This window comes from Nonomuraea sp. NPDC052129 (genome assembly GCF_040680095.1).
Lineage (GTDB): Bacteria > Actinomycetota > Actinomycetes > Streptosporangiales > Streptosporangiaceae > Nonomuraea.
On the sequence record NZ_JBFAVX010000005.1, the window covers coordinates 205,819 to 231,116 of the forward strand.

Consider the following 25,298-nt stretch of genomic DNA (forward strand, 5'->3'; position numbering starts at 1 on the left):
GCTTCTGGGGTCACAATCTCCACATGGAGCCCCCAGTCCGTCTCGCGAGCACGGGCACGATCACCCACGGCGTCTCGGTGGGGGAGGTGCTCGGCGTATCGACCCTCGCGGACGCCCGCCTCATCGCCGGGGAGAGCGGGCTGGGCCGCATCGTGCAGCGCCTCAACGTCATGGAGGTGCCGGACATCCTGGCCTGGGTCAAGCCGCACGAGTTGCTGCTGACCACCGGCTACCCGCTGCGCAACACCCCCCAGTCGCTCGGCCGCCTGGTGGCCGACCTCGACGAGCGCAAGCTGGCGGCCCTGGCGATCAAGCTCGGCAGGTATGTGGACAAGCTGCCCGACGAGATGGTCGAGCAGGCGGACCGGCTCGGGTTCCCGCTCATCCTGCTGCCGAACGACGTCGGCTTCGACGACATCCTGAACCAGGTGCTGACCGACATCCTCAACCGCCAGGCCGCCGTGCTCGCCCGCGCCGAGGAGGCGCACCGGGCGCTGGTCCAGGTGGTGCTGGCCGGCGGCGGGCTGGACGAGGTGACCGCCGAGGTGGCCGCGCTGCTCGACGTGGCGGTGGCGGCGGTGGACGGCGGCGGGCGGGTGCTCGCCACGGCCGGGCCGCCCGACCACGTGACCCTCCTGTGGGAGTCGATCGCGCACGAGGGACCGCCGCTCGTCCCCGCCTCGGGCCGCACCCCTTCCGGCAGGCCCGCTTCCGGTACGGCGGGCCGCACACGCGCGTTCGCCTCCGTTCCCGTCCTCGCGGGCGGCCACCACCACGGCCGCATCGTCGCCTACAGCCCGGCCGGGACGCTCCGTGACAGCGACGTCGGCATATTGGAGCGCGCCGCGACCGTCGCCGCGCTCGTCGTCACCAGGCAGGAGGCGGTCAACGCCGTCGAGAGCAAGTACCGGGCCGACTTCCTGCGCGACGTGCTCACCGGCCGGGCGGGCACGGCCGAGCGCGTCACGGCGCGGGCCAGGGCGTTCGGCTGGGATCTGGAACGGCCCGTCACCGTGCTGGTCGCCGAACTCGACCCGGACGGCGACGAACGCGCCACCCAGGACCGCCTGGTCTCGTGCTGGGTCGCGGCGATGCGCCGCCACGACCCCCAGGGCGCGGTCGCGGGCTTCTCGCACGAGGTGGTGGCCGTACTGGACGCCACGGTGGACGCCGCCAGGGTGGCCAAGGACGCCGCCTCCGCCTTCGCCGACGTGCCGCCCGCCACGTTCTCGACCGGCACCTCCCGTCCGTCGCCCGGCGCCGACCTGCTGCCCGAGGCGTACTCGCAGGCCCTGAAGGCGGCCCGCGTCGGCCGCCAGCTCCACGGCCCCGGCGCGGTGGCCCACTTCGACCAGCTGGGCGTGTATCGGCTGCTGTCGCTGGTGAACGACACGGAGGAACTGCACGCGTTCGTCCGCGAGACGCTGGGCCCGCTGGCCCTGGACGACGACGCCGAGAACTCCGACCTGCGCAGGACCCTGCAGGTGCTCCTGGAGACGAACCTCAACGTGGCGGAGACGGCCAGGCGGCTGCACTTCCACTACAACACGCTGCGCTACCGCATCGGCAAGCTGGAGCGCCTGCTCGGCAACTTCACCGACGACCCCCACCTGCGCCTCAACCTGACCCTGGCCCTGCACGTGCTGCGCATGCGGGGCATCTAGGCTGAGTGGTCGTGGACTTCGAACTGCGCTCCGACTTCATCCCGCTGTGTGACCTGCTGAAGTACTGCGGGGTCACGGAGACGGGCGGCATGGCCAAACACCTGATCGCCGAGGGGATGGTGTCGGTGGACGGGGAGGTGGAGCTCCGGAAGACGTGCAAGATCCGGACGGGGCAGGTGGTGACCGGGGAGGGGTTCTCGATCCGGGTGCACTGAGAGCTGACCGCTCACCGAACCCCCTCGAAGGTAGTGCGCGACCACTCCTCTGGTCAGGAAAGCGAATTTGGCAGATCATGCCCGTGTACGAGCGCGCCCACGGGCCTAATGTGCCCGCATCGGCAGCACGAATCTGGAGCGGGATGCGGAAGGAGCCTGCGGGGCGGCACTGGAAGCGGCAGCCCGGGTGAAGAGGGGCTCACATGGTTTTCGGTTGGACCAAACTTTTCAGTTGGACCAAACACGGCGACGGCAAGCATCTGGCTCCCGGAGAGGTCGTCAAGCCCGACGAGCGGCTGACCTGGCCGCGCATGATCGGGTTCGGCGCGCAGCATGTGATCGCGATGTTCGGCGCGACGTTCGTGTTCCCGCTGGTGATGGGGTTGAGCCCCAATGTCGCGATCATGATGTCCGGCGTGGCCACGATCATGTTCCTGCTGATCGTGAAGGGCAAGATCCCCAGCTACCTGGGCACCAGCGCGTCCTTCGTGGGCGGTGTGCTGGCCATCAGGGCGGTGTTCGGCGGTGACACCCCTGGCGCCGATGCCATCGTAACCGGGGCGATCCTCATCGTCGGGTTCGTGCTCGCGCTGGCCGGGCTCGCCGTGCACTTCCTCGGTGTGCAGATCATCCACCGGATCTTCCCGCCGATCGTCACCGGCGCGGTGGTCATGCTGATCGGGTTCGGGCTGGCCTACGTGGTGGCGGACGTCTACTGGCCCAAGGACCAGTGGATGGCGCTGATCACGATGCTGGTGACGTTCGTGATCGTGGTGGCGTTCAAGGGCTTCATCGGGCGCATCGGCATCCTGCTCGGCCTGATCGTCGGCTACGCGCTGTCCTGGGTGGCCGACCAGCTCTTCGGCCAGGTCCCGGCCTACACCGACGGCGCGCTCAAGATCGCCCCGCATCTGCGCGTCGACTTCTCCAAGCTGGAGGCGGCGCCATGGTTCGGCCTGCCGCCGTTTCATCTGCCAGACTTCAAGTTCTCGGCCGTGCTGCTCGTGCTGCCCGCGGTGATCGCGCTGATCGCGGAGAACATCGGTCATGTCAAGGCCGTGGGAGAGATGACGCGCACCGACGTCGACCCGTACATCGGCCGCGCCATCGCCGCCGACGGCCTGGCCACCGTGGTGACCAGCGCCGTCGGCGGCTCGCCCACCACCACCTACGCCGAGAACATCGGCGTCATGGCCGCCACCAAGGTCTACTCCACCGCCGCCTACTACATCGCCGCCCTCATCGCCATCCTGTTCGGGCTCAGCCCGAAGTTCGGCGCGCTGGTCTCCGCGACACCGGAAGGCGTTCTGGGCGGCGTGACGGTCATCCTGTACGGCATGATCGGCCTGCTCGGCGCCAAGATCTGGATCGAGAACCGGGTGAACTTCGCCGACCCGGTCAACATGGTCCCCATCGGCGCGGGCATCATCCTGGCGATCGGACCGGTGAAGCAGTTGATCAGCGGCGACTTCCGGCTGGAGGGCATCGCGTTCGGCACGATCGTCGTGGTGGGCGGCTACCACCTGCTGCGCGTCATCGCCGGGCGGCCCGCCGACACAGCTGCCGCGGGGAGAGAGGCCGGGTGAAGCCGCCGCCCTTCGAACACCACGCGCCACGCGACCTGGGCGAGGCCCTGGACGTCCTCGCCCAGGTGGGCCCGCGCGGCAAGGTGCTCGCGGGCGGCCAGAGCCTGATCCCCATGCTCAACATGCGGCTGGCGGCGCCCGAGCATCTGGTCGACATCAACCGCGTCGAGTCGCTGGCCACCCTCGACCTCGCCCCCGAAGGCGTCACCGTGGGCGCGCTGGCCAGGCACGCCCAGGTGGAGCGGCTGGCCGGGCATCCGCTGCTGCGGCAGGCGCTCCGGCTGGTCGCCCACCCGGTGATCCGCAACAGGGGCACGGTGGTGGGCAGCCTGGTGCACGCCGACCCGGCCGCCGAGCTGCCCGCCGTGCTGGCCCTGCTCGGCGGGTCGGTACGGCTGTCCCGGCTGGACGCCGCCGAGGGCGTGGTGAGCCGGGAGGTGACGGCCGCCGACTTCTTCGTCGGGCCGATGGAGTCGGCCGTCCAGCCGGGCGAACTCGCCGTTTCCGCATATTTCCCGGCACTGCCGGAACGGTCGGGTACGGCGTTCCGCGAGGTGGCCAGGAGGCACGGCGACTACGCCCTGGCCGGGGTGTGCGCGCTGGTCACGCTGGACGACGACCTGCGCGTCACCGCCGCCCGGGTGGCCTGCGTCAGCGTCGGCCCCGTGCCGGTGGTCGTGGACGTGGGCGCGCTGTGCGAACGCCGTCCCGCCTCCAGCGTCGACTGGGCGGGCGTGGCGCGGGCCGTACGGGAAGGGACCGAGCCGGACGACGACATCCACGCGAGCGCCGCCTACCGGCTGCATCTGGTCGGCGTCCTCGCCGAGCAGGCGCTGAAGGACGCCGCCCGTGAGGCGGCGCTCAAGGACACGGCTCGTGAGGCGGCGGGACCGTGGGGTAGCAGCCCAGCAAGTACGTGAGGGAGGCCGGATTGGAGCGCGAGCGCGAGATCACGCTGGTGGTGAACGGGGCCGCGCGGCGGGTGCGGGTGCCCGGCCGGCGGCTGCTGTCCGACTGCCTGCGCCACGACCTCGGGCTGACCGGTACGCACGTGGGGTGCGAGCACGGCGTGTGCGGCTGCTGCACGGTGCTGCTGGACGGCGAGCCGGTGCGCTCATGCCTGACGTTCGCCGTGACCGTCGACGGGAGCGAGATCACCACGGTGGAGGGGCTGGCCGGGCCGGAGGGGATGTCGGCGGTGCAGCGGGCGTTCGCGGAGTGCCACGGGCTGCAGTGCGGCTTCTGCACGCCGGGCTTCCTGTGCACGGTGACCGCGCTGCTGCGCGACAACCCGGCGCCCACCGACGAGGAGGTGGTCGACGGCATCTCCGGCAACCTGTGCCGCTGCACCGGCTACCAGAACATCGTAAAGGCCGTCCACCGGGCGGCGGAGCTGATCGCCGAGGAGACCTAGGGATGACCACCAGGCTGTTCGGGGAGCCGGTCCAGCGCCGGGAGGACCCCAGGCTGCTCACCGGCGGGGGCCGCTACCTCGACGACCTGGGCTCCGGCGCGCTGGCCGCGGCGTTCGTGCGCTCGCCGCACGCCCACGCCCGCGTCCGCGACGTCGACGTGAGCGCCGCGCTCGACGTGGACGGCCTGGTCGCCATCTACACCTGGGAGGACCTGCCCGAGCGCGTGGGCCGGCCCCTGCCCCTGCTGATCCCGCATCCCGCGCTCACCCACGGCCGCACCGCCTACCCCTTGGCCAGAGACGTCGTCCGGCATGTGGGCGAGCCCGTGGTGATGGTCGTGGCCAGGGACCGTTACCTCGCCGAGGACGCCTGTGCGCTGATCGAGGTCGACTACGAGCCGCTCAAGCCGGTCGTGGGCATCGAGGAGGCGGTTCAGGGCGCGCAGCTTGTCCATGAGGACGTACCGGGCAACGTGGGCGCCCATCTGGTGCAGGAGGTGCCGAACCAGGCGGGCCGGGGCGCCCGCGAGGCCATCGAGGCGTCGCCGCACACGCTGAGCTTCCGGCTCGACATCGAGCGCAGCGCCAGCATGCCGCTGGAGGGCCGCGGCGTGTACGCCCGCTGGGACGGCTCCGACCTGCGCGTCTACACCAGTACCCAGACCTCGACCAGTGTCCGCATGGCCGTCGCCGCGGCCCTGGGCCTGCCCCTGCCGCACGTCGAGGTGATCGCGCCCGACGTGGGCGGCGGGTTCGGGGTGAAGATCGTGCACCCGTGGCCGGAGGAGATCCTGGTGCCGTGGGCGGCGATGCGGCTCGGCCAGGAGGTCAAGTGGACCGAGGACCGGCGCGAGCACTTCATCTCCTCCGCCCACGAGCGGGGCCAGGTGCAGCACGTCAGGGTCGGGTTCGACGACGACGGGGTGGTTCAGGGGCTGGACGTGACGATCCTGCACGATCACGGGGCCTACACGCCGTACGGGATCATCGTCCCGATCATCACCTCGACGCAGCTGCTCGGGCCGTACCGGATCGGGGCCTACCGGGTCGAGTTCTCCGCCGTCTACACCAACACCGTGCAGGTCACCCCGTACCGGGGCGCGGGGCGGCCGCAGGCGGTGTTCTGCATGGAGCGGACGATGGACAAGATAGCCCGCTACCTGGGCAAGGACCGCACCGAGGTGCGCGCGGTGAACTTCATCCGCCCCGACGAGTTCCCCTACGACCAGGGCCTGATCTTCCAGGACGGACGCCCGCTGATCTACGACAGCGGCGACTACCCGGAGATGCTCCGCATGCTCAAGGAGCTCATCGGTTGGGACGACTTCGAACCCGGCCGGCACCGGGGCATCGGCATCGGCTGCTACGTCGAGGGCACCGGCGTCGGCCCCTACGAGGGCGGCCACGTCCAGATCACCTCCGACGGCCGCGTACACGTCTCCACCGGGCTCACCTCACAGGGGCAGGGCCACGAGACCGTGTTCGCCCAGATCGCCGCCAGCGAGCTGGGCGTGCCCATCGAGCGGATCTCGGTCGTCACCGGCGACACGCGCAGGTTCGGGTACGCGGTCGGCACGTTCGCCTCCCGCGCGGCGGTGATGAGCGGCAACGCCATCGCGCTGGCCTGCCGCAAGGTGCGGGAGAAGGCGCTGCGCATCGCCGCCGACGCGCTGGAGGCCGACCCGGCCGACCTGGAGATCGCCGACGGCCTGGTGCACGTCGTGGGTGCCCCGACCGCCTCGATCCCGCTGTCCACGGTCGCGGTCCTGGCCAACCCGCTGCGGTACGCCTTCGACGAGGAGACGGCCAAGGCCACCCAGTTCTCCGGCATCTCCTCGCCCGACAAACCGCCGGTGGCCGAGGGCGAGGAGCCGGGGCTGGAGGGTCGTGACTACTACTCGCCGATCAGGTCCACGTTCGCGGCCGGGATGCACGCCGCCATCGTCGAGACCGACCCGCTGACCGCCGAGATCAAGGTCCTGCGGTACGCGGTCGTGCACGACTGCGGCCGGCTGATCAACCCGATGATCGTGGAGGGGCAGATCCACGGCGGAGTGGCCCAGGGCATCGGCGGCGCCCTGTACGAGCGGATGGTGTACGACGGGCACGGGCAGCTGCTCAACGCCTCGTTCATGGACTTCCTCATGCCGTACGTGACGGAGATCCCGCACATCGAGACCGCCCACCTGGAGACGCCGTCGCCGCTCAACCCGCTCGGCATCAAGGGGGCGGGGGAGGCCGGGGTGATCCCGGTCTCGGCGGTGATCGCGGGGGCGATAGAGGACGCGGAGGGCATCGAGATCGACCGCATGCCGATCTCGCCGTCCGAGCTGTTCGACCTCAGGAACCTCGCCGGGCCGGACGCCCAGCCGGGCACTTAACCGGGCTTCCGGTGGCGGCGTGCTTCCGGTGGCGGCGTGCTTCCGGCGGCGGCGTGCTTCCGGTGGCGGCGTGCGAGGATCGGCGCCGTGACGATCCATGATGAACTGCGCGCACCCGGCGCGGGCCTGACCACGTTCCCCGGCTCGGACCCCGCCGAGCTCAGCGATGTCCGGCTGATCGACCTGGCCTGGAACGAGCTCACCGAGCTCCCCGCGTGGCTGGGCGGCCTGACGTCGCTGGCCGAACTCCGGCTCGACGGCAACCGCCTGCGCTCGCTGCCGGACCTGACGGGACTCACCGCGCTGCGGGCGCTGCACCTCGACGGCAACCGGCTGCCCGAGGTGCCCGGCTGCCCGCCGTACCTGGAGACGCTGTACCTGTACGGCAACGCCATCGAGACGCTGCCCGAGCGGCTCGGCGGCGGGCTGCGGCACCTGGCGGCGGGCGGCAACCGGCTGACCGCCGTGCCCGACGCGCTGTGGAAGCTGACCCGGCTCGAATCGCTCAACCTGGCCGAGAACGCACTCACCGAGGTGCCCGCGGCGATCGGCGGGCTGACCGGGCTGCGCATGCTCGATCTCGGGCACAACGACCTCGCCACGATCCCGCCGGAGATCGGCGACCTGGGCCTGACCGACTACCTCTACCTGAGCGACAACCGGTTCACCGAGGTGCCCGCCGCGATCGGCCGGCTCGACCGGCTCGCCTACCTCAACGTGACCGACAACCGGCTGACCGGCCTGCCCGAGGCGCTCGGCCGCATGGCGTCGCTGGTCGAGCTGCGGCTCTACAACAACCGGCTGGAGACGCTGCCTGACTCGATCGGCGGGCTGGGCCGGCTGCGCGAGCTGCATCTGCAGGGCAACCGGCTGGCCGCGGTGCCTGACTCGATCGGCGGGCTCGGCGAACTGCGCGTGCTCGACCTGCGGAACAACCAGCTGCGCGCGCTGCCCGGCGCGGTCGCGGGCCTGGCTCGGCTCACGCACCTGGATCTGCGTAACAACCGGCTCAGGACGCTGCCCGAGAGCCTTGGCGAGCTGCCCGCGCTGGAGAAGCTCGACCTGCGCTGGAACAAGCTCGACGGCGAGCCTGACGCGCTGCGCCGCCTGGTGGAGCGCGGCTGCGTCGTCCTGCGCTGAGACCTCGGCTCTTGGGCTGATAGCGCGGTTCTCCGGCTGAGAGCGCGGTTCTCGGGCTGAGGTCTCGGGTGAATCTCGGTTTAATCTCGGCCGGAGTGAACCCCACCTACGGGGGTTGCGTATCTCGGCACATGACGACATTTCCACGTCTGGCCGCTACTGCGCTGCTGGTCGGGCTCGTGGCCGGTTGTACGAACGCCAGCGGTTCCGTAGGAGCCGGCCAGAGTGCCGCGATGGCCGGGGGCGAGCCCATCGTGCAGAAGCCCGCCACGGTCGACAACAACGTCTACACCGTCGAGCAACTGGCCGAGAAGGTCGGGTGCAAGCCGAAGATCCAGGTCAACGCCAAGGACATTCGTACGGGCTTCTGCCAGACCGACGAGGGTCAGTTCTTCGTGTCGACGTTCGCCACCCAGGCCGGCAAGGACGCCTGGATGGACACCGCGCCCGAATACAACCCGCACCTGGTCGGCAACCGATGGACCGTGCTGTCCAGCCGCAAGGTGCTTGACGCTTTGAAGGAGCGTCTCCACGGTGAGCTCCATCTCAAGGACCACAGGACCAAACAGATGCAGACTAACGGCTGACGGAGGGCTGGGAAGGCGGTGGGAGTCCTCCCAGCCCCAGTCGTTCAGCCTCGGGTCGCCAGCTTGTACTGGGCCCAGATCTCCAGGGGGGCCGCGACCCTGTCGAGGAACATCAGATCGTCCATCCGGCAGTTACAGGGGTTGTTCTCTCTGGTGTTCTGCGGATAGCTACCGCCGATCTTGATGCCTCTGGGGTCGGTGGCCGAGGTGAGATCGGGCTCCGGCGCCCCCTCCACGCCCCACGGATCGCCCGTGAGCGTGTAGAAGCCGTCGAGCGGGCGGCCGTTCTTGTAGAGCTTCATCGCGGCGTTGTCGTAGTCGAACGTGGCCGCCAGGAAGACCCATTCATCCTGAGGAAGCACGCTCTGCCACGGTTCGCTCGCGGCGAAGGTCTGGGAACTGCTGCCGTCGACGCGCCTGCCCAGCGCGACCACGCGCAGCTCCCCGTTGACCGTGATGAGTTCGAGCAGCGCTCTGACGTCATGGCCCTGGGAGTTGCCGGTGAGCACCCCGGCCAGCCCGATCGCTCCGTAGCGGTCGGCCGGGTCCGCGGTGTTGGAGTTGAGGCTGGGGTTCTCGCCGGTCATCTTGAACCAGCCCATGACGGTGGCGCCCTTGACGGCGTTGAAGGCGTGGAGGGTGGGCACTCCGGTCTCGGAGTAGATCCCGGCCTTCCAGTCGTCGTTGCCCATCGTGGTGGGGTTCACCTGCTGGAGCTGGATCGAGTGGCGGCTGCCCCGATGCGCGCCGTCGTCGTTGCGCATGGCGGCACCGCCGTTGATCAGCGTGATGTCCGTGCCCGACCTGCCCTGGTCGCGCTCCTGCGCGGGGTTTTCGGGGACCGGGTGTTCGAAGTCGTAGGCGGCGATGAGGTTGTGGCGCAGCGTGGGCAGTACGCCGGGCCGGTCGTGGGCGGCGGCCGGGGTGGCGAGCGTCGTCGTCAGGACGAGAGCCACCACCGGGGCCAGATAGCGGTGCCTCATGGCGTCGCCGTCATGCAGGCGCCGGTGACCTTCCAGATCTTGCCGTTGGCCTTGGACAGCAGGTAGAGCTCGCCCGCGCCGTCGCGGCTCAGGCGCAGGTCCACCCGGGCGTCGCCGGCCAGATCCTTCATGGTGACCGTGGCGCCGCTCGCGTTCACGAGCTTGGGCTGGTAGATCGTGGCCCGCGGGCCGCCCTGCCGCATCTGGCTGGCGATGGTGAAGAAGACGCGGCCGTCGACGATGTCGCCGAACAGGTATTTGCCGTACAGCAGCGGCAGCCGCGTGCCGCGATAGACGAACCCACCGGCCACCGCGTGACCGCTGTCGGCCGTGCAGGAGTGGCCGGGCGGCGGGTCGTGGTCGTAGGCCGCGACCGGGTAGGTGTAGCCGAACGAGGCGTCATTGTCGGGCAGCGTGTACAGGTGGCAGCGGTCGGCCTTGTTGAACACGAAGGAGCCTTCGCGCTCGCTCCAGCCCAGGTTGTCGCCGGCCTTGACCTCGTAGATGGCCTCGATGGCGTGCTCGCCGATATGGCCGAGGAACAGGCGGTTGCCCTGCGGGTCCCAGCTGAAGCGGTGCGGGTCGCGCATGCCGTACGCGTAGATCTCGCCGATCGCGCCGGCCTTGGTGACGAACGGGTTCTTGGCCGGGATGCCGTACTTGCCGTTGGCGGCGTTCGTGCCCAGGGGGTCGATGCGCAGCACCTTGCCCTGCGGGATGGCCAGGTTCTGCGGGTCGTCGCTCGACACGCCCCGGCCGCCGTCGCCCGAGGCGACGTAGAGCAGGCCGTAGTCGGCGTCCCGGCGCCGCGCGTACGGGTTGAAGTCGATCTGCTGGATGCCGTGCACCTGGCCGTTGAAGCCGAGCCTGAGCACCTCTCGGCGGGTGCCGCTGAAGGTGTCGGCCTTCGGGTTCGTGGCCGTCCACTCGGTGATCACGCCGTGGAACTTGGTGTCGGGCTGCGGCGTCAGGTCCGGCGTCTTGGTGGTGAGGGCCGCGCCCCACTCGGTGTGTACGGTGTAGAACTTGCCGTTACGGGCGAAGTCCGGATGGAAGGCGACGTACCCGAACCCGGAGCCCAGACCGCGGCCGGAGAGGAAGTCCGGCGCGAACGTGGCACCGACGTCGAGGTACTCCTGCGGCTGGCCGTTCTTCAACAGGTACAGCTTGCCGTTGAGGTCGTTGACGAACTGGCGCCGCGACCCGTCGGGGATCTCGCCGATGTTGTTGATCCTGGCCCAGCGCATCAGCCGCTGGTCGGTGGGCGTGGGGACCGGTTCGGTCTTGGGGAAGGTCGCGTATTCGGTCAGCGTCAGCGTGAGACCGGACGCGGTGGGATTCTCCGGAATGGGATCGTCGATCGGGGTCGAGTCCATCGCGGCTGCCGGCGGCGCCCAGAGCGCGGTCGCCAGCAGTGCGGCTAAGAGGTAGCGGAGGGGGGATTTCGGCATTCCTGTGCACCACCTGAGGGGTTGTTGGAAAGCGCTTACCGGGGACGGTAAAGGGAGAAGGGAGGGGAGTCAAGAAGGGTGACGTCAGGGTTGTGAGTGTTCGGGTTGTGCCCGTGACGGTCAGGGTTGGGAGCGCTCGGCGCAGGCCGGTGTGCCGGTGACGGTCAGGTTGCGCACCCGCCCGATGTTGTCGAACGAGCCGAAGCCGACGCGGCCCGAGGGGAACGTCCGGTCCGTGGCCGTGATCAGCGGTGTCGTGGAGCCGTCCATGAAGACCTCGATGCGGCCGGTGTCCGCGCAGTAGCGGACGTGGACCTTGTGCCACGCCTCATCGGTGACCGCGGGCGGCGCGCCGACCTGGCCGTTCCACTGGTCGTCGATACGCAGGCGGTCGGCGTTGTTCACCACGAAGATCCCGTTGTGGGGATAGATGGTGTTGTCCTGCGACAGGTGGGCGTAGTTGAACTGCAGGTCGGAGCGGTAGCCGAACACGATGATCACGTCGCGGTTGCTGATGCTCGTCGGGGTGTCCAGCCGTACCTCGGCGTCGATCTGCACCGAGCCGAAGACGGGGCCCTTGGTCAGCACGGCGTACTCGAAGGGGCGGCGCGGGCCGGGGCGCGCTTCCCCGGCTTCGGCGAGGATCACCTGGTCGCCGGGGAACTGCCACTTGGCGGGGGTCACCGGGGCCCAGCTGGTGGCGGCGTTGGTCTTGCGGACGACCGTGCGGCCCAACGTGCAGTCGGGAGCTTTCGCGGCGGCTTCCACCTGGTCGGCGGCGTGGGCGGTGGGCGCGATGAACTGGGCCAGGACCAGCACCAGTGCGAGCGCGCACAAGCGGACGAATGTGGGCATCGGAATCCTCTCAGTGGGGGAGGGGGCGGATCCGAGCGGTCAATCGTTGTGCGTGGCGGCCCCCAGCAGGTCGCGGATGTGGCTTGTCGCGGCGGCGAAGGCGGGCTGGGACATGGTCGCCGCGTAGTCACGTACCCGCGGCAGCGCCACGTCGATGACCTCGGCGATCGTGCCGGGTCGCGGTGTCATGACGATCACCCGGTTGCCCAGGTAGACCGCCTCGGCGATGGAGTGCGTGACGAGCAGGACCGTGGTCTCGGTCTCGTGCCAGATGCGGTGCAGCTCGATGTTCATCTGCTCCCGGGTCAGGGCGTCCAGCGCGCCGAACGGCTCGTCCATGAGCAGCACCGGCGGCCGGTGCAGCAGCGCGCGGCACAGCGCCACCCGCTGCTGCATCCCGCCGGACAGCTCATGCGGCAACGCGTCCTCGAAGCCCGTCAGCCCGGTCATCTCGATCAGCTCGTCGGCCCTGGCGGCGGCCTCCTTCTGCGGCATGTCGCGCATCTCGGCCTGCAGCAGGATGTTCTTGCGCGCCGAACGCCACTCCAGCAGGGCGGCGCGCTGGAAGACGTACCCGACGTCGTGGCGCGGGCCGCCGACCGTGCCGCCGAGCAGCCGCACCGCGCCCGCCGACGGCTTGAGCAGCCCGGAGACCAGCTTGAGCAGCGTCGACTTGCCGCATCCCGACGGGCCCACGATGGACACGAACTCGCCGGGGCGGACGTCCATCGACACGTTCTCCAGCGCGACCACGTCGCGCTTCTTCGATCGGAACCGCACCGCCACCTTGTCGATCTCGACGGCGGGTGCCTGTTGCGTCACGGTCATCCCTTCGGCGCCACGCTGGCGTCCCAGTAGGCGCTGGGCGCCTGCGGGTTGGAGACCATCCCGGCCTTGGCGAAGGTGTCGATCGTCTTCTGCCAGTCGGCCTCGGTGTTGACGCCCGGCGGCTGTCCCTGGGTGGCGTCGGTGTGCAGCAGCGTGGTCGTGGTCTTGAACTGGTCGAGCAGTACCTGAGCCGGCGGCAGCTGCTCCGAGGCGCCCTTCATGGCGTCCACCGCGGCCTGCTGGTCCTTCTCCGCCGCCGCCCACGCCTCGCTGGTGGCCGCGACCATCCGCTTGACCAGGTCGGCCTTGCTCTGCAGGAAGGAGGAGGAGGTGAGCAGGCCGTTGCTGTAGTAGTTCAGGCCGAACTCGGAGAAGCGCAGGTACGCGACCGGCTTGCCGGCCTTGTTCTGCATGGTCGGGCCCTGGTCGGAGGCGTAGCCGAGCAGCGCGTCCGTCTGCCCCGACATGACCGCCGCGATCTTGCCCGCCGGGTCGGTGTTCTGCAGCTTGACGTCGGCGTCGCTCATCCCGTTGGCCTTGAGGAACACCGGGAAGGTCTTGGTGAGCGCGTCACCGGCCGTCGAGGCGATCGTCTTGCCCTTCAGGTCCGCCGGCTTGGTGATGTTCTTCTCCTGGAAGAACTGCACCGAGGCCGGGGTCGTCTGCAGGAAGACGCCCAGGCTCTTCACCGGCACGCCCGAGCTCACACCGCCGAGCAGCGCGGGGGTGTCGGCCCAGCCGAAGTCCGTCTGGCCGGCGCCGGTGGCCTGGACGGTCTTCTGCGAGCCCTGCCCGGCCTGGATGGTCAGGTCGATGCCGTGCTTTTCGAAGATGCCCTTCGTCTTGCCGTAGTAGAAGGGCGCGTGCTCGCCGTACGGATACCAGTTGAGGGTGAGCGTGGCCTTGTCGAGCTGCTTGCCCGACGAGCTGGTGGTCTTCTCGCCGCCGCCGGAGCCGCACGCGGTGGCGAACAGGAGCAGAGCCGGGGCTATGGCGGCGATCAGCGTGCGTGTCTTCATGGCGTCCTCAGTGGGTGACGTCCTCGATGGAATGACTTCCTCAGTACGTGACGGTGACGGCGTCGCCGCGGCGGCTGGCGTGCCAGGGCAGCAACAGCCGCTCGGCGAACTCGACGGCGACGAAGAGCACGACGCCGAGCAGGGACATGACGAGGAGTCCCGCGAAGAGCATGGGCGTGTCGATGTTGCCGTTGGCCTGCAGGATGACCGAGCCGAGCCCGTCGTTGCCGCCGACGAACTCGCCCACGACCGCCCCGGTGACGGCGAGCGTCACGGCGACTTTCAACCCGGAGAACAGGAACGGCAGGGAGGCGGGAAACCTGATCTTGGCGAAGGTCTTCGCCGGGCTCGCGCCCATGGTCGAAGCCAGCTGGAGCATCTCCGGATCCACCGACTTCAGGCCGGTGACCATGGAGATGACGACGGGGAAGAACGCGATCAGCACGGCGACCACGATCCTGGGCGTCAGCCCGAACCCGAGCCAGACCACGAACAGCGGGGCGATCGCGATCTTCGGGACGACCTGCGCGAACAGCAGCAGCGGATAGAGGGTCTTCTCGACCTCCGCCGAGGCCACCATCAGCACGGCCGCGGCGACGCCGACGACGACGGCGATGGCGAAGCCGAGCACCGTCTCGTAGCCGGTCACCAAGGTGTGGTGGGCGAGGTAGCCGGCCTTGTCGGCCATCACCTGGAGGGTGACTCCGGGCGAGGGTACGAGGAACCTGGGCACGATCTCGAACTCGGTGATCGCCCACCAGATCGCGTAGCAGGCGGCGAGCAGGGCGAACGGCCGCCAGGACCGGTCCGCCAGTTCTAAAACGCGGTCGCGCGAGCTCGGACTCTCGCGCCGCACGATTCCATCAGCGGTCTGTACCACGATCGAAGGTATCCCTCCATCGCGTGCCATCAGGCCAAATGCGAGAAAGCGCTATCTGAAAGCGCTTTCCTGCGGTACGCTAACCCGGCATGGTCCAGGGGTCAATGGTCGTTAACTTCCTGTTACAGGAGGGCGAGTGGCCGATCGCGTTCACGTCACTCTCCGGGATGTGGCCATGGCCGCCGGAGTCTCCCTAGCCACCGCCTCACGTGTCCTCAACGGCACCGCCAAGGTCCGCGAAGACCTGCGCGACCGGGTCGAGGCCGCCGCCTCCGAGCTCGCGTACACACCGAACGCCCACGCCCAAGCCCTCGTCCGGGCCTCCAACGAGACCGTCGGCGTCATCTGCCACGACGTCAGCGACCCCTACTTCTCCGGCATCGCCAGAGGCGTCATGCGCGCCGCCGCGCAGCGCGACCTGCTGGTGATGCTGGCCAGCACGTTCCGCGACAGCACGCGCGAGGTGGCCTACGTCTCCATGCTGCGCGCCCAGCGGGCCCGCGCGATCCTGCTGATCGGCTCCGGCTTCGAGGATCGCGGCTGGGAACGGGCCATGGACGTCGAACTGCGCCCCTACCTGAACGCCGGCGGCCGGGTCGCCGTGGTCAGCCGGCACCGCAGCCTGCCCGTCGACACCGTACTTCCGGAGAACCGCGAGGGCGCCGCCGCCCTGGCCCGCGCCCTGCTCGCCCTCGGCCACCGCCGCTTCGCCATCCTGTCGGGCCCGCCCGGCCTCAGCACCGTCGTGGACCGGGTCGCCGGCTTCCGCGACGCCCTGGCGGCGGCCGGGGTGACGGTCGACCAGATCGAGGAGGGCCCGTTCAACCGCGAGGGCGGCTACGCCGGCGCGTCCGCCCTCCTGGACCGGGGGCTCGACGCCACCTGCCTGTTCGCCGCCACCGACGTGATGGCGGTGGGAGCGCTGGCCGCCTTGCGGGAACGCGGGCTGCGAGTGCCGGAGGACGTGTCGCTGGCGGGCTTCGACGACATCCCGGTGGTACGGGACCTGACACCACCGCTGACGACGGTGTCGCTACCGTTGGAGGAGATGGGGGAGCGGGTGATCGCTCTGGCCCTGCGGGACGGGAGCCGGGGACGACGGCGAATCGAACGGGTACCGGGTACGGTGATCTTGCGCGCCAGCACCATCGGGCCGCCGTAAAGGACCTCCGCGTCGGGCGTTCTTCCAGCCGACCCGCCCTCAAAGGGCCTCCGCTTCGCTCCGGACGTCCCCCAGGCGGGCTCACGCCCGCCCCCTGGCGGGCCTCGCTTCGCTCGGACTGCCTTCCCAGCGCTTCGCCAGAAGAGTAAGGCGGCATGCCAGGGATCATTCGCAGTTCAGCAAGGCACGATGCCGAGTTCTGCGAGAAGCTTCCATGCCTCTGTGGAGGCGACCCGATCGACCACCTTGCACTCTTGCGCGTGCCCCTTCTTCGTTGTGCGTTCCAAATGTAAGAGTAGAGCTTACGGAAGGCTTTTTCGCCGATCTCGATCGCCTTGCCACCAAGATCTTTGATGAATTCGACGGCAGCCCCTACTCCGTTCTGCATGCTGTTGAATACGCCCTCGAGCCATTCGGGGGCTCCTCGCCCGACCGACAGCAATGGCCTCCTGGCTGTCCAGAGCTCGTTGATGTTCGGTTTCAAGGTTCTTGCCGAAATCGCGGAAGGCCGGATGGACCAAGCGTCGGGATTTTCCGGCAAACGACCAAGGACGCCATGCGTCTAATGCTGTGACCAGAAAGGTTCACCGTCCTCGCCGTTCGCACTTTCCACCTGATGTCCCGCTTCCTCCAGGGCGACGACGGCCTGCTGCCTTCTCTGCTGAGGAACCAGAACCAAGTCGGCGTGGGAAGTCGATGCGACGAACACCGGGATCGCTGCCTCTGCCAGCGGCTTGACGATCGCCGACAACATCCCAGGAACGTCCAGGCCGTGGGCTGTGGCGTCACCGTAAAAACCGATCCACCGTTCCGCTGAGTCCAGAGGCTGGGCCGCACGAACAACGGTCAACCCTTCGGGCGCGCGGACAAGCACGATCCAGTCGTCCGCGGGCGAGGCCGCATGCGGGAGCTGCTCGATGGCGAACACTGGAGATACGATTCGCAGGTGTTGGGTCGTCAGTGGGTTCATGGACGGGTGTCTACTAGAGATTCCGTAACCCCACACGCTCGTTTTGCCGTGGGCACCCCGCAAACGCCTCCGGTCACAGCACTAAGGACCGTGAGAAAGGCCATCGCTATGATGGCGAGCGCACTAGTGTTACTCGCCGCATCAGCATGCGCCGCACCTGTCCTGCCGCCAGCATCGGCCCTGGCAGAATGCCCGAATAGGTGGGCAGGGAAGACGCCAGGGGACTGGGTGCCATTCGTAGGATCGGGAACCCGTGAACACCTGGTGCCGGGCACCCCGCTAGAAGCGGATATCTGCGCCTACGATGCGAGGGGGTCTCGAGCGGCCGCACCACAACGGCTGGCCGATGGACTCGCCGCGATGGTGACGGATTTCAACCATCTTCCCGTTGCTGCTCTACCGTCCTGGCGAGCCTGCTCTCTGATCGGTTCCATACCGCACAGCTACCTCATCCGACTGCGCTACAGCCATGGCAGCGTGTCATGGATCGGAACCGCCTATGACGACAACCAGTGCGTGGTGACCACGAACGGCGTATTCCGTACGATTTCCTATGTCGGAGACGCAGTGAGCACGGCCTACACCACGAGGCGCTGGCCATCCCTCAGTCCGGCAGACCAGTGTGAACCAGGGCGCGGAAGGATCGGGCAGGAAAGGCGCATGGTTCCCAAGGGTTCGATCGGGTTTACCGTTTGCAAGCTCAGCGACACGGCGCCACAAAAGACGGCATACGGCGAAGACGTTGCGAAAGATATATCGGCCAAGATTGCCTCTCAGCCGGCGCAAAGAGATGACGGTGCTTGCCCTACTGGAGCGACGCCGGCCATCCGTCTTGTCTTCCGATATGCCCAAGGGCCTCCCGCCGGCGTAACCGTCTGGAGCAAGTGGTGCGGCATGGACAACCGCTTTCTCAGAAGTGAGGTGCCATCCGCCCTTATGGCCGAATTGTCGGGCCTTCTTGATTGACGGCTGCATCGGCTGAATGCGTAGAGTCATGGGTCGTGACGGTCTGGTGCTCCAGCGACACATCGCGATCTTCAATGCTGGTGCCCATGGCCGTAGTGTGCGCCCCGAGGTTGGAGTCACTCAAAATGCAAGGCCAGGGACACTATGAATCCGCCCAAGGCCAGGAGCAGAGCGAATGTTCCGATACCAATCAGAAGGACGATCGACTTCACCACGCCAGGCCTGATCCGGACAAGGAGGGCTCCTGCGATGAGAGCCACACCGAAGACGTACCCGCCCAGCAGACGAGGGACGGGGGTTGTTGGGCGGATCATGCCATAGCCCCGACTTACGAAGATTCCCAGCATCAGTCCAGCCAGCCCAAAGCCGAGCAACCCCAGCAGTATCGTCAATCCTCGCGCCATGAACGCACGCCCTCTCGAAACCTGCGCAGTTGATTAGACGGGCCAGGCTACCTCGCAGATCATGTTCGTGATCTCGAAGTGTCACTGGAGTACCAGCCGAGTGAACATCGCCGGTGTGCTCTGCTACCAGTCCGGGCAGCCTCCGCACCTGCTCTACAAGCTGCTCTGATCAGCTGAGAGCCGCCTCGATGATCCGCATTACCGCGATGCTGTCACGCGGATCAACCGGTGGCCGTGTCCCCGTGCGCAGCGCCACGGCGAGCTCGGGATAGTACGACTCGTACGAACCGTGCCGGCTCGGCACCTCGCGCAGATCGGCACCGGCACCGATCCGTCCCCAGCTTTCGCGGGGCTTGGCGCCGAAGCCGGCGTCGTCGGGGCGTTTGCCCGACTGGAGCTGGGACTCCTGCGGGTCGAGGCCGAACGTCATGTAGGCGCCGCGCGTACCGCGCAGGACGAAGCGTGGGCGTTCTTGGGCCGCGAGGCTGCTCATCCAGAGTCGGCTCTGGACGCCGTTCTCATGCTCCAGGCTGATGAGGACGTCGTCGTCGTTCACCGCGTGCGGGCGTCGCGTGTCCACCTCGGCATGCACCTCGCGGACCGGGCCGAAGAGGATGAGTGCCTGGTCGATGAGGTGGGGCGCGAGGTCGTAGAGGATGCCCCCGCCGTCCGCCACGGTCGTTTGGTCCTTGCGGCCGGTGGTGACCGAGGGCTGCCACCACTCGAAGGCTGATTCGAACCCGTAGACGTCGCCGAGCTCGCCCGACGCGAGTACGTCGCGCACGGTGAGGAAGTCTCCGTCCCAACGCCGGTTCTGGAAGACCGTGAGCGTGCGGCCGGCGGCGTCCGCCGCCTCGATGAGTCCTTCCGCCTCTTTCACTGTCAGGGCGAGGGGCTTGTCGACGACGACGTGCAGCCCCGCGTCGAGGGCGCGGCGGGCCAGTTCGCCGTGGGTGTCGTTCGGCGTGCACACCACGGCGAGGTCGCAGTCTCCGGCGAGCGCGAACGCCGCGTCGGCGTCGGCCACGACTTGGGCGCCGGGATGGGCGGCGCGGGCCGCCGCGGAACGGGCAGGGTCGGACGTCACGATGACGTCGATCGTGTAGTCGCCGCCGGCGGTGAGCAGCGGGGCGTGGAACACCTGGCCCGCCAGGCCGTAGCCGAAGAGCAGGACGCGCAGTGGCTGCGCGGGGGCATGGGACATGGGAGTTTCCTCGTCGTCGGTGCTGATCGTCGGAGAACGAACGTCAGGGGGCAGGTGGCCGGGGCTGGAAGTTCGCTAGGCGGGCAGAATGACCCGATCCGGGAGATCGTCAGGAGGGCGGGGAGTGATCGGGTCTCAAGGAGGTCGTCAGGCGGGCAGGGTGGCCGGGTCGATTTGGGCCGTGATGACGTCCAGGTCGGCCCAGAGCGCCTCCGGTATGGCCGTAGACGCGAGCCCGACCGCCTGCTCGACGCGTTCCGGACGCGACGCGCCGATGATGGTGCTGGCGATCCGCCGATCGCGGGTCGAGAACTGGATCGCGGCCGCGGCCAGCGGCACCTGGTGGTCGCGGCAGGCCTCTTCCATCCCCTTGATCGCCTGGAGGAGTTCGGCCGGCGCCTCCCGGTAGGCGTAGCGGTGTGAGGCGGTGGCGCCCGCCGCGAGGATTCCGCCGCCGAACACGGCGGCGTTGACGACTCCGAGTCCCATCGACGTGGCGAGGTCGATGAGCGGCTCGGCGGACCGGTTGACCAGGGTCCAGCGGTTGTGCGTGAGGACGACGTCGAAGAAGCCGGTGCGGACGTACCGCTCGATCGTCGCGAGCTCGCCGCCGGCGACGCCGATCGAGCGGGCGATGCCGCGCTCGCGCAGGTCCCTCAGCACGTCCACGGGTCCGCCGGGCTCCATGATCTGGTCGAAGTCGTTCTTCTCCGGATCGTGCAGGTACAGCAGCGGCACATGGTCGAGTCCGAGGCGGGTCAGGCTCTCCTTGATCGACCGCCGGGCCTGCGCTCCGTCGAACGTGCCGGAGTCGAGGTCACGGGCGATCTTCGTCGACAGGACGTACCCCTCGGGCAGGCCACCGGCCTGCCGGATCGCCGCGCCGATGCGGCGCTCCGATTCTCCCGCGCTGTACGCGGCCGAGGTGTCCAGGGCGCGGACCGATCCCCGAAGGGCGGCCAGTGCCGTGGCGATGCCCGTCTCCGGGGGTACGTCGCGGCCGAAGTTGCCCGGCATCGAGCCGAGAGGTGCGCCACCGATCGTCAGCGGCGTGATGTGCAGCCCGGTCGCACCCAGCGGACGGGTGGGGGCCTGGTGGTCGGATTCGCGCATAAGTCTCAGCTCCGTGGGATCCGGTCGAAGTGGTTTGATTCGCGCATAGGGCTCAGCTCCGGGGGATCCAGTCGAAGAAGTGGTGGTCTGCCGGGTCCATGTGGGCCAGCGCCGCGTCACGGTCGATGTCGATGCCGAGACCCGGTGCGGAGCCGACCGTGATGAACCCGTCCACGACGATCGGGTCCGGCAGGCCGTGGACGATCGAGTACCACCAGTCCTGGGTCGGGACCGGGTACTCGAAGGCGATGAAGTTGTCCGGGAGCGTCGCGCACACCTGTACCAGGGCCGCCAGCCCGAACAGCCCGCTGCTGACGCCGTGCGGAGCGATCTCGATCCCGTGGAGGTCGGCGTACTCCGCGACCCATTTCAGCTCCGCGATCCCGCCGACGTCACCGGGGTCCGGCCCGATGACCCGTACGGCCTGGGTCGAGATCAGCTCTTTGTAGTTGTTGCGCAGGTAGATCTGCTCGCCGGTGTGTGTCCGTACGTTCGTGGCCCGGGTGATCTCGCGATACTGGGCGGCGTCGACCCATGGCACGCCGTCGCCGCTGAGCAGGTCCTCGGCCCACATGATGTGGAGCGGTTCGAGCGCCCGCAACACCGTGATGGCGTCCGGGACGGTGAATCCCGGCCCCATGTCGAGCGCCAGGCCGCGGCCCTCGCCGAGCACGTCCTTCATCGCCTGGACGCAGGCGACGATGTGGGCGATGCCCTTCTCGGTCAGCATGCCGCGGTTCGGGTGCTTGGGGCCCTCGCGCAGATCGCCGTAGAAGAAGTCCGACACGTTCGGCGCCATGAAGCCGTGGAAGCCGACGCCCTCCTTGAACAGGGTGAAGCCCTCCGGCGCGGCGGCCATGACGGCCATCGACGCGGCGTAGTCCTCGGGTTCGTGGCCCAGCAGGGGCGGTCGCACGCCTCCGTTGTAGACGCGGACGCGGTCGCGTACCTTACCGCCCAGCAGCTTGTGCACGGGCAGGCCGGCCGCCTTGCCGGCCACGTCCCACAGGGCGATCTCGATCGCGGAGACGATGCTGCCCCAGGGCTTGAAGCCGCCGAGCCGGCGGATCCGCAGCATGCACCGCTCGACGTCGGTGGGGTCCTGTCCGAGCAGGAGATCGGCATATACGCCGATGAGGTGCTGGATGGGCGGCTTCGAATGCTCGATCTCGCCGAAACCCTCGATGCCCTCGTCGGTGACCACGCGGACGATCGGACTGTCCCCGATGACTGCGCAGCGGACGTCAAGGATCTTCATAAGTGTCAGTGCTCTCTCTTCGAAGCGCGGTTCGGCCGACCGTCAGCCCTTGACCGCGCCGCTGGTCAGTCCGCCGACGAGGTAGCGCTGCAGCGCGATGAAGACGATGACCACGGGGACGGTCAGCACGACGGAGGCCGCCATCGTCGAACCCCAGTCGACGTGGTACTCGGTCGCGAACTCCGTCAACGCCACGGGCGCGGTCCGCGCGGAGTCCGACGCGGCGAACACCGAGGCGAACAGGAACTCGTGCCAGGACTGCAGAAAGGCGAACATGCCCGCGGCGGCCAGCCCCGGCGCGGCGATCGGCAGCGTCACGTAGCTCACGGCGTCCAGCCGCGAGCAGCCGTCGATCTCCGCCGCCTCCTCGATCTCGATCGGGATCGCCGTGATCTGGTTGCGGATCATCCACGTGACCAGGGGTACGGTGATCGTGAGGTGGACCAGCGCGAGCCCGATCGTCGTGTCCAGCAGCTGCATCCCGTTGACCATCTTGTACAGCGGCAGCAGCAGCACCGTCAGCGGCACCAGCTGCCCGATGAGGATGAACAGCGCGACGGGACGGGCGGCCTTGAACTTGAAGCGGGCGAGCGCGTACCCGGCGCTGAAACACAGGATGAGCGTGGCGCCCGCGACGAGCAGACCCACGACAACCGAGTTCACCAAGGCGTGGGGCATGGACGAGTCCGTGAAGACCTTCACGTAGTTGTCGAGCGTCCAGTGCTGCGGTGTGAGCGTCGGCGGGATCGCGAAGATCTCGTTGCCGGGCTTGAACGAGGTGAAGGCCATCAGGACGATCGGCCAGAGCGTCCAGCCGAGCAGGACGGCGAGCGTGACCCAGGTGAGCACCGCGAGCAGCGGGTGCCGGGCGAAGGACCGGGTCATGACAGCTCCTCCAGGTCGGATCGCATGGCTCGGGCGTAGATGGCGACGAAGACGGCGCAGATCGCCAGCTGCAATACGGCGATCGCGGAGACCATCGACTGGTCGCCACGCTGGAAGGCCTCGTACAGCAGGATCGGCAGGATCGTCGAGGCGCCGGCCGGTCCGCCGCTCGTCGTGACCCAGATGATGGTGAAGGAGTTGAGCGCCCACGTGACGAGGGTCAGCACCGCGATCCAGGTCGTCGAGCGGATCGCCGGCAGGACGATGTAGGCCAGGATCTGCCGGCCTGAGGCGCCGTCCAGCTTGGCGGCCTCGTACCGTTCCGCCGGGATGCCGGTCAGCGCCGCTGAGACCATGAGCATCACGAAGGGTGCCGTCGTCCAGATCTGGATCAGCGCGACGGCATAGAGCACGACGTCGGGGTTGGACAGCCAGGCGATCGGCTGCTGGATGACCCCGGCCTGCATGAGCCAGTGGTTGACCAGGCCGTAGTCGCTGGACAGGCTCCAGCTCCAGACGGTCGCGCCGACGACGCCCGGGATGATCCACGGGATCATGAACAGGCCCCGCCACGCCCCGCGCAGCCGCAGGAACGGTGAGCGCAGCAGCAGCGCCGCCGCGTACCCGATCAGCAGCGCCCCGGCGACGGAGACCAGCGTCCACACGAGGGTGTTGAGCATCGTACGCCCGAAATTGGGCGCGTCGAACAGCTGGCCGAACGCCTCCGTGCTGGTCAGGGCGCGCTCCAGGACCGCGATGACCGGGACGACGGTCAGGACCGCCATCAGCCCCGCGGCCGGGAGCATGAGCCCGATCCCACGACGGGTCGCGCTCATGTTCAGCCGGCCGGTTCGGCTTATCGTCTCGGCTGTGCTCATCAGGCCGGGCCGAGATTCTTCTCGGCTTCTGTCATGATCGCGGCAGCTCCCTGCTGCGGGGTCTTGGACCCGAGTGCGACCTCCTGGATCGTGTCGTGCACGAACGGGATCATCGCGGTCCAGCGCGGATTGTTGGGGGCGGGGATGGAGTGCTTGGCGAGCTGCTCGCCGTAGGCCTTGCGGACGTCCGTCTTGAACTTGGCGTCACTCGCCGCGCTCACCCGGGCCGGGAAGGTCAGGGTCAGGCTCGCCATGTTCTCGGGGCGACCGAGGAAGGACGCGAGCTTCTTGGCGCCGTCGATGTTCTTTGCGGCCTTCGGGACGATGTAGGCCCAGCCGACGCCCTCCTGGATGCCGGGGCCACTCGGGCCAGGGGCCAGCGCGGTTCCGACCGGGAACTTCTGGCGCGCCGCCGTGTCGGCGTCGAAGACGCCGCCCAGGTACATCCCGATGCGTCCCTGCAGGAACAGGTCGCGGATACCCGTGTTGTCCAGCTCGAACGAGCTCTTCGTGGCGTACCCCTTGGTGACGGAGGTACCCATGAGCTCCAGAGCGCGCTCGACGGAGTCCTGCGTCAGCTTCGGCGTGCCGTTCTCGATCGTCGTCCCGCCTTGCAGGGCGAAGTCGAGGAAGCGCAACGACAGGTCGCTCGGGTCACCCTGCATCGGCCACGCCGTGCCGGCGACCGTCGACGTGGGGAGCTTCTTGGCGTCGGCGACGAACTCCGCCCAGGTCGTGGGCGGGGCCGAAATACCGGCCTTGGCGAACAGCTCGGTGTTGTAGATGAGGGCGTTGGTCGCCCAGCGGTAGGGCACCGCGTAGGTCTTACCGTCGACGGACACCACGTCGGTCAGGCCGGGCGCGAAGTCCGACTTCGGCATCGCGCTGCCGTACAGGCTGGTCAGATCCGCCAACCGGCCCTTGTCGATGTAGGTCTTGGTACGCGCGATCGACTCGGTGATCAGGTCGGGTGTGTTGCCCGCGTCCAGCGCGACGGACACCTTGTTCGCGACCGTGTCGCCCGTGGTCTTCACCACTTCGACGCGCAACGACGGGTTCTCGCTCTCGAAGCGCCGCACGAGCGTCGCGGCGACCTCCGAGTCCCAGTCGGGTACCCACCACGTCACTGTGTCGGACGAGCTGGTCGAACTCCGGGTCGCGTTGTGCACGATGACACCCACCACCCCGAGCACCACCACGAGCACCACCGCGAACAGCGCGGCAGTACGCGGACGAATGGCCATTTTTTGCTCCATTTGCTCAAGAGTCGAAGCCCCCGGAGCGGGCCGGTATCCACCGGTCCCGCAGCCAGCAGTGTTATCCTGTCCGTACAGGATGTCAACATGCTCGAAACAACTCTCGAGACAAATGAGCCAGCAGTAGTCCGAGGTCAGGCCGGTCGTTGGGGTGCCAGAGGTGCTCCATCGGCCGGGCGTTCGAGGCTGGGATGGCTGT

Annotated in this window: 23 protein-coding genes; 10 read left to right on the forward strand and 13 right to left on the reverse strand. The window is 68.6% G+C overall.

What is annotated here, in order from left to right; all coding sequences use genetic code 11:
* The first annotated feature begins 23 nt into the window (after nucleotides 1-23).
* The 8 genes from AB0L53_RS14785 (at nucleotide 24) to AB0L53_RS14820 (ending at nucleotide 8,987) form a co-directional block, all read left to right on the forward strand.
* Nucleotides 24-1,664, forward strand: coding sequence for a PucR family transcriptional regulator ligand-binding domain-containing protein (locus tag AB0L53_RS14785; protein WP_363993365.1), 1,641 nt, complete (start codon nucleotides 24-26; stop codon nucleotides 1,662-1,664).
* 11 nt (nucleotides 1,665-1,675) lie between these two features.
* Complete coding sequence (locus AB0L53_RS14790; protein WP_357941136.1) at nucleotides 1,676-1,879, forward strand: RNA-binding S4 domain-containing protein; 204 nt, start codon at nucleotides 1,676-1,678, stop codon at nucleotides 1,877-1,879.
* Between the two features lie 203 nt (nucleotides 1,880-2,082).
* Nucleotides 2,083-3,465 carry a solute carrier family 23 protein gene (locus AB0L53_RS14795; RefSeq protein ID WP_363993366.1) on the forward strand — a complete coding sequence of 461 codons (1,383 nt, stop codon included), beginning with the start codon at nucleotides 2,083-2,085 and terminating at the stop codon, nucleotides 3,463-3,465.
* Entirely contained in the window at nucleotides 3,462-4,385 is a 924-nt protein-coding gene (locus AB0L53_RS14800; protein ID WP_363993367.1) for an FAD binding domain-containing protein, read from the forward strand. The genes AB0L53_RS14795 and AB0L53_RS14800 overlap by 4 nt, the downstream gene beginning before the upstream one ends.
* 11 nt (nucleotides 4,386-4,396) lie before the next feature.
* On the forward strand, nucleotides 4,397-4,879 hold the full coding sequence (locus AB0L53_RS14805; RefSeq protein WP_357941142.1) for a (2Fe-2S)-binding protein: 483 nt from the start codon (nucleotides 4,397-4,399) through the stop codon (nucleotides 4,877-4,879).
* Nucleotides 4,880-4,881: 2 nt separating this feature from the next.
* Nucleotides 4,882-7,260, forward strand: coding sequence for an aerobic carbon-monoxide dehydrogenase large subunit (gene cutA / locus AB0L53_RS14810; RefSeq protein WP_363993368.1), 2,379 nt, complete (start codon nucleotides 4,882-4,884; stop codon nucleotides 7,258-7,260).
* Nucleotides 7,261-7,347: 87 nt separating this feature from the next.
* On the forward strand, nucleotides 7,348-8,400 hold the full coding sequence (locus AB0L53_RS14815; RefSeq protein ID WP_363993369.1) for a hypothetical protein: 1,053 nt from the start codon (nucleotides 7,348-7,350) through the stop codon (nucleotides 8,398-8,400).
* A 131-nt stretch (nucleotides 8,401-8,531) separates the two neighbouring features.
* Entirely contained in the window at nucleotides 8,532-8,987 is a 456-nt protein-coding gene (locus AB0L53_RS14820; protein WP_357941147.1) for a hypothetical protein, read from the forward strand.
* A gap of 44 nt (nucleotides 8,988-9,031) precedes the next feature.
* Here the strand turns inward: AB0L53_RS14820 and AB0L53_RS14825 are convergent, their stop codons facing one another.
* The 6 genes from AB0L53_RS14825 to AB0L53_RS14850 all read right to left on the reverse strand — a co-directional run bounded on the left by AB0L53_RS14825 (nucleotide 9,032) and on the right by AB0L53_RS14850 (nucleotide 14,979).
* On the reverse strand, nucleotides 9,032-9,970 hold the full coding sequence (locus AB0L53_RS14825) for a hypothetical protein (RefSeq protein ID WP_363993370.1): 939 nt from the start codon (nucleotides 9,968-9,970) through the stop codon (nucleotides 9,032-9,034).
* Nucleotides 9,967-11,421 carry a PQQ-dependent sugar dehydrogenase gene (locus AB0L53_RS14830; protein ID WP_363993371.1) on the reverse strand — a complete coding sequence of 485 codons (1,455 nt, stop codon included), beginning with the start codon at nucleotides 11,419-11,421 and terminating at the stop codon, nucleotides 9,967-9,969. Before AB0L53_RS14830 ends, AB0L53_RS14825 begins: the two co-directional genes overlap by 4 nt.
* A 120-nt stretch (nucleotides 11,422-11,541) precedes the next feature.
* Complete coding sequence (locus AB0L53_RS14835) at nucleotides 11,542-12,276, reverse strand: hypothetical protein (RefSeq protein WP_363993372.1); 735 nt, start codon at nucleotides 12,274-12,276, stop codon at nucleotides 11,542-11,544.
* Nucleotides 12,277-12,315: 39 nt separating this feature from the next.
* Nucleotides 12,316-13,098: an ABC transporter ATP-binding protein gene (locus AB0L53_RS14840; protein ID WP_357941155.1), complete on the reverse strand. Its 783-nt coding sequence runs from the start codon at nucleotides 13,096-13,098 to the stop codon at nucleotides 12,316-12,318.
* Nucleotides 13,099-13,100: 2 nt separating this feature from the next.
* Nucleotides 13,101-14,123, reverse strand: a complete 1,023-nt coding sequence (locus tag AB0L53_RS14845) for an ABC transporter substrate-binding protein (RefSeq protein WP_363993373.1) — start codon at nucleotides 14,121-14,123, stop codon at nucleotides 13,101-13,103.
* Nucleotides 14,124-14,163: 40 nt separating this feature from the next.
* Complete coding sequence (locus AB0L53_RS14850; protein ID WP_358537631.1) at nucleotides 14,164-14,979, reverse strand: ABC transporter permease; 816 nt, start codon at nucleotides 14,977-14,979, stop codon at nucleotides 14,164-14,166.
* Between the two features lie 160 nt (nucleotides 14,980-15,139).
* On the opposite strand from AB0L53_RS14850, the gene AB0L53_RS14855 reads away from it, so the two are divergent.
* Nucleotides 15,140-16,165, forward strand: a complete 1,026-nt coding sequence (locus AB0L53_RS14855) for a LacI family DNA-binding transcriptional regulator (RefSeq protein WP_363993374.1) — start codon at nucleotides 15,140-15,142, stop codon at nucleotides 16,163-16,165.
* 562 nt (nucleotides 16,166-16,727) lie between these two features.
* On the opposite strand, the gene AB0L53_RS14860 is transcribed toward AB0L53_RS14855, so the two are convergent.
* Complete coding sequence (locus AB0L53_RS14860) at nucleotides 16,728-17,093, reverse strand: ACT domain-containing protein (RefSeq protein WP_363993375.1); 366 nt, start codon at nucleotides 17,091-17,093, stop codon at nucleotides 16,728-16,730.
* Nucleotides 17,094-17,495: 402 nt separating this feature from the next.
* Here AB0L53_RS14860 and AB0L53_RS14865 point away from each other — a divergent pair, with 402 nt between their 5' ends.
* Nucleotides 17,496-18,101, forward strand: coding sequence for a hypothetical protein (locus tag AB0L53_RS14865; RefSeq protein ID WP_363993376.1), 606 nt, complete (start codon nucleotides 17,496-17,498; stop codon nucleotides 18,099-18,101).
* A gap of 573 nt (nucleotides 18,102-18,674) precedes the next feature.
* Here the strand turns inward: AB0L53_RS14865 and AB0L53_RS14870 are convergent.
* The 6 genes from AB0L53_RS14870 to AB0L53_RS14895 all read right to left on the reverse strand — a co-directional run bounded on the left by AB0L53_RS14870 (nucleotide 18,675) and on the right by AB0L53_RS14895 (nucleotide 25,087).
* Nucleotides 18,675-19,709, reverse strand: a complete 1,035-nt coding sequence (locus tag AB0L53_RS14870) for a Gfo/Idh/MocA family oxidoreductase (RefSeq protein WP_363993377.1) — start codon at nucleotides 19,707-19,709, stop codon at nucleotides 18,675-18,677.
* A 147-nt stretch (nucleotides 19,710-19,856) separates the two neighbouring features.
* Complete coding sequence (locus AB0L53_RS14875) at nucleotides 19,857-20,822, reverse strand: aldo/keto reductase (RefSeq protein ID WP_363993378.1); 966 nt, start codon at nucleotides 20,820-20,822, stop codon at nucleotides 19,857-19,859.
* Nucleotides 20,823-20,874: 52 nt separating this feature from the next.
* Complete coding sequence (locus AB0L53_RS14880; RefSeq protein WP_363993379.1) at nucleotides 20,875-22,080, reverse strand: mandelate racemase/muconate lactonizing enzyme family protein; 1,206 nt, start codon at nucleotides 22,078-22,080, stop codon at nucleotides 20,875-20,877.
* 42 nt (nucleotides 22,081-22,122) lie between these two features.
* Nucleotides 22,123-22,965 carry a carbohydrate ABC transporter permease gene (locus AB0L53_RS14885; protein ID WP_363993380.1) on the reverse strand — a complete coding sequence of 281 codons (843 nt, stop codon included), beginning with the start codon at nucleotides 22,963-22,965 and terminating at the stop codon, nucleotides 22,123-22,125.
* A complete protein-coding gene (locus tag AB0L53_RS14890; protein ID WP_363993381.1) occupies nucleotides 22,962-23,843 on the reverse strand; it encodes a sugar ABC transporter permease in 882 nt (293 codons plus the stop codon). The genes AB0L53_RS14885 and AB0L53_RS14890 overlap by 4 nt, the downstream gene beginning before the upstream one ends.
* Entirely contained in the window at nucleotides 23,843-25,087 is a 1,245-nt protein-coding gene (locus AB0L53_RS14895; RefSeq protein ID WP_363993382.1) for a sugar ABC transporter substrate-binding protein, read from the reverse strand. Before AB0L53_RS14895 ends, AB0L53_RS14890 begins: the two co-directional genes overlap by 1 nt.
* Nucleotides 25,088-25,298 lie beyond the last annotated feature (211 nt).

Excerpts from the sequence above, each read along its gene's own strand:
- AB0L53_RS14795 (WP_363993366.1), top strand. The coding sequence starts at position 2,083 with ATGGTTTTCGGTTGGACCAAACTTTTCAGTTGGACCAAACACGGCGAC.
- AB0L53_RS14885 (WP_363993380.1), bottom strand. The coding sequence starts at position 22,965 with ATGACCCGGTCCTTCGCCCGGCACCCGCTGCTCGCGGTGCTCACCTGG.
- AB0L53_RS14870 (WP_363993377.1), bottom strand. The coding sequence starts at position 19,709 with ATGTCCCATGCCCCCGCGCAGCCACTGCGCGTCCTGCTCTTCGGCTAC.
- AB0L53_RS14835 (WP_363993372.1), bottom strand. The coding sequence starts at position 12,276 with ATGCCCACATTCGTCCGCTTGTGCGCGCTCGCACTGGTGCTGGTCCTG.
- AB0L53_RS14880 (WP_363993379.1), bottom strand. The coding sequence starts at position 22,080 with ATGAAGATCCTTGACGTCCGCTGCGCAGTCATCGGGGACAGTCCGATC.
- cutA (WP_363993368.1), top strand. The coding sequence starts at position 4,882 with ATGACCACCAGGCTGTTCGGGGAGCCGGTCCAGCGCCGGGAGGACCCC.
- AB0L53_RS14845 (WP_363993373.1), bottom strand. The coding sequence starts at position 14,123 with ATGAAGACACGCACGCTGATCGCCGCCATAGCCCCGGCTCTGCTCCTG.
- AB0L53_RS14825 (WP_363993370.1), bottom strand. The coding sequence starts at position 9,970 with ATGAGGCACCGCTATCTGGCCCCGGTGGTGGCTCTCGTCCTGACGACG.
- AB0L53_RS14890 (WP_363993381.1), bottom strand. The coding sequence starts at position 23,843 with ATGAGCACAGCCGAGACGATAAGCCGAACCGGCCGGCTGAACATGAGC.
- AB0L53_RS14895 (WP_363993382.1), bottom strand. The coding sequence starts at position 25,087 with ATGGCCATTCGTCCGCGTACTGCCGCGCTGTTCGCGGTGGTGCTCGTG.
- AB0L53_RS14785 (WP_363993365.1), top strand. The coding sequence starts at position 24 with ATGGAGCCCCCAGTCCGTCTCGCGAGCACGGGCACGATCACCCACGGC.
- AB0L53_RS14830 (WP_363993371.1), bottom strand. The coding sequence starts at position 11,421 with ATGCCGAAATCCCCCCTCCGCTACCTCTTAGCCGCACTGCTGGCGACC.
- AB0L53_RS14875 (WP_363993378.1), bottom strand. The coding sequence starts at position 20,822 with ATGCGCGAATCCGACCACCAGGCCCCCACCCGTCCGCTGGGTGCGACC.
- AB0L53_RS14820 (WP_357941147.1), top strand. The coding sequence starts at position 8,532 with ATGACGACATTTCCACGTCTGGCCGCTACTGCGCTGCTGGTCGGGCTC.
- AB0L53_RS14865 (WP_363993376.1), top strand. The coding sequence starts at position 17,496 with ATGGTGACGGATTTCAACCATCTTCCCGTTGCTGCTCTACCGTCCTGG.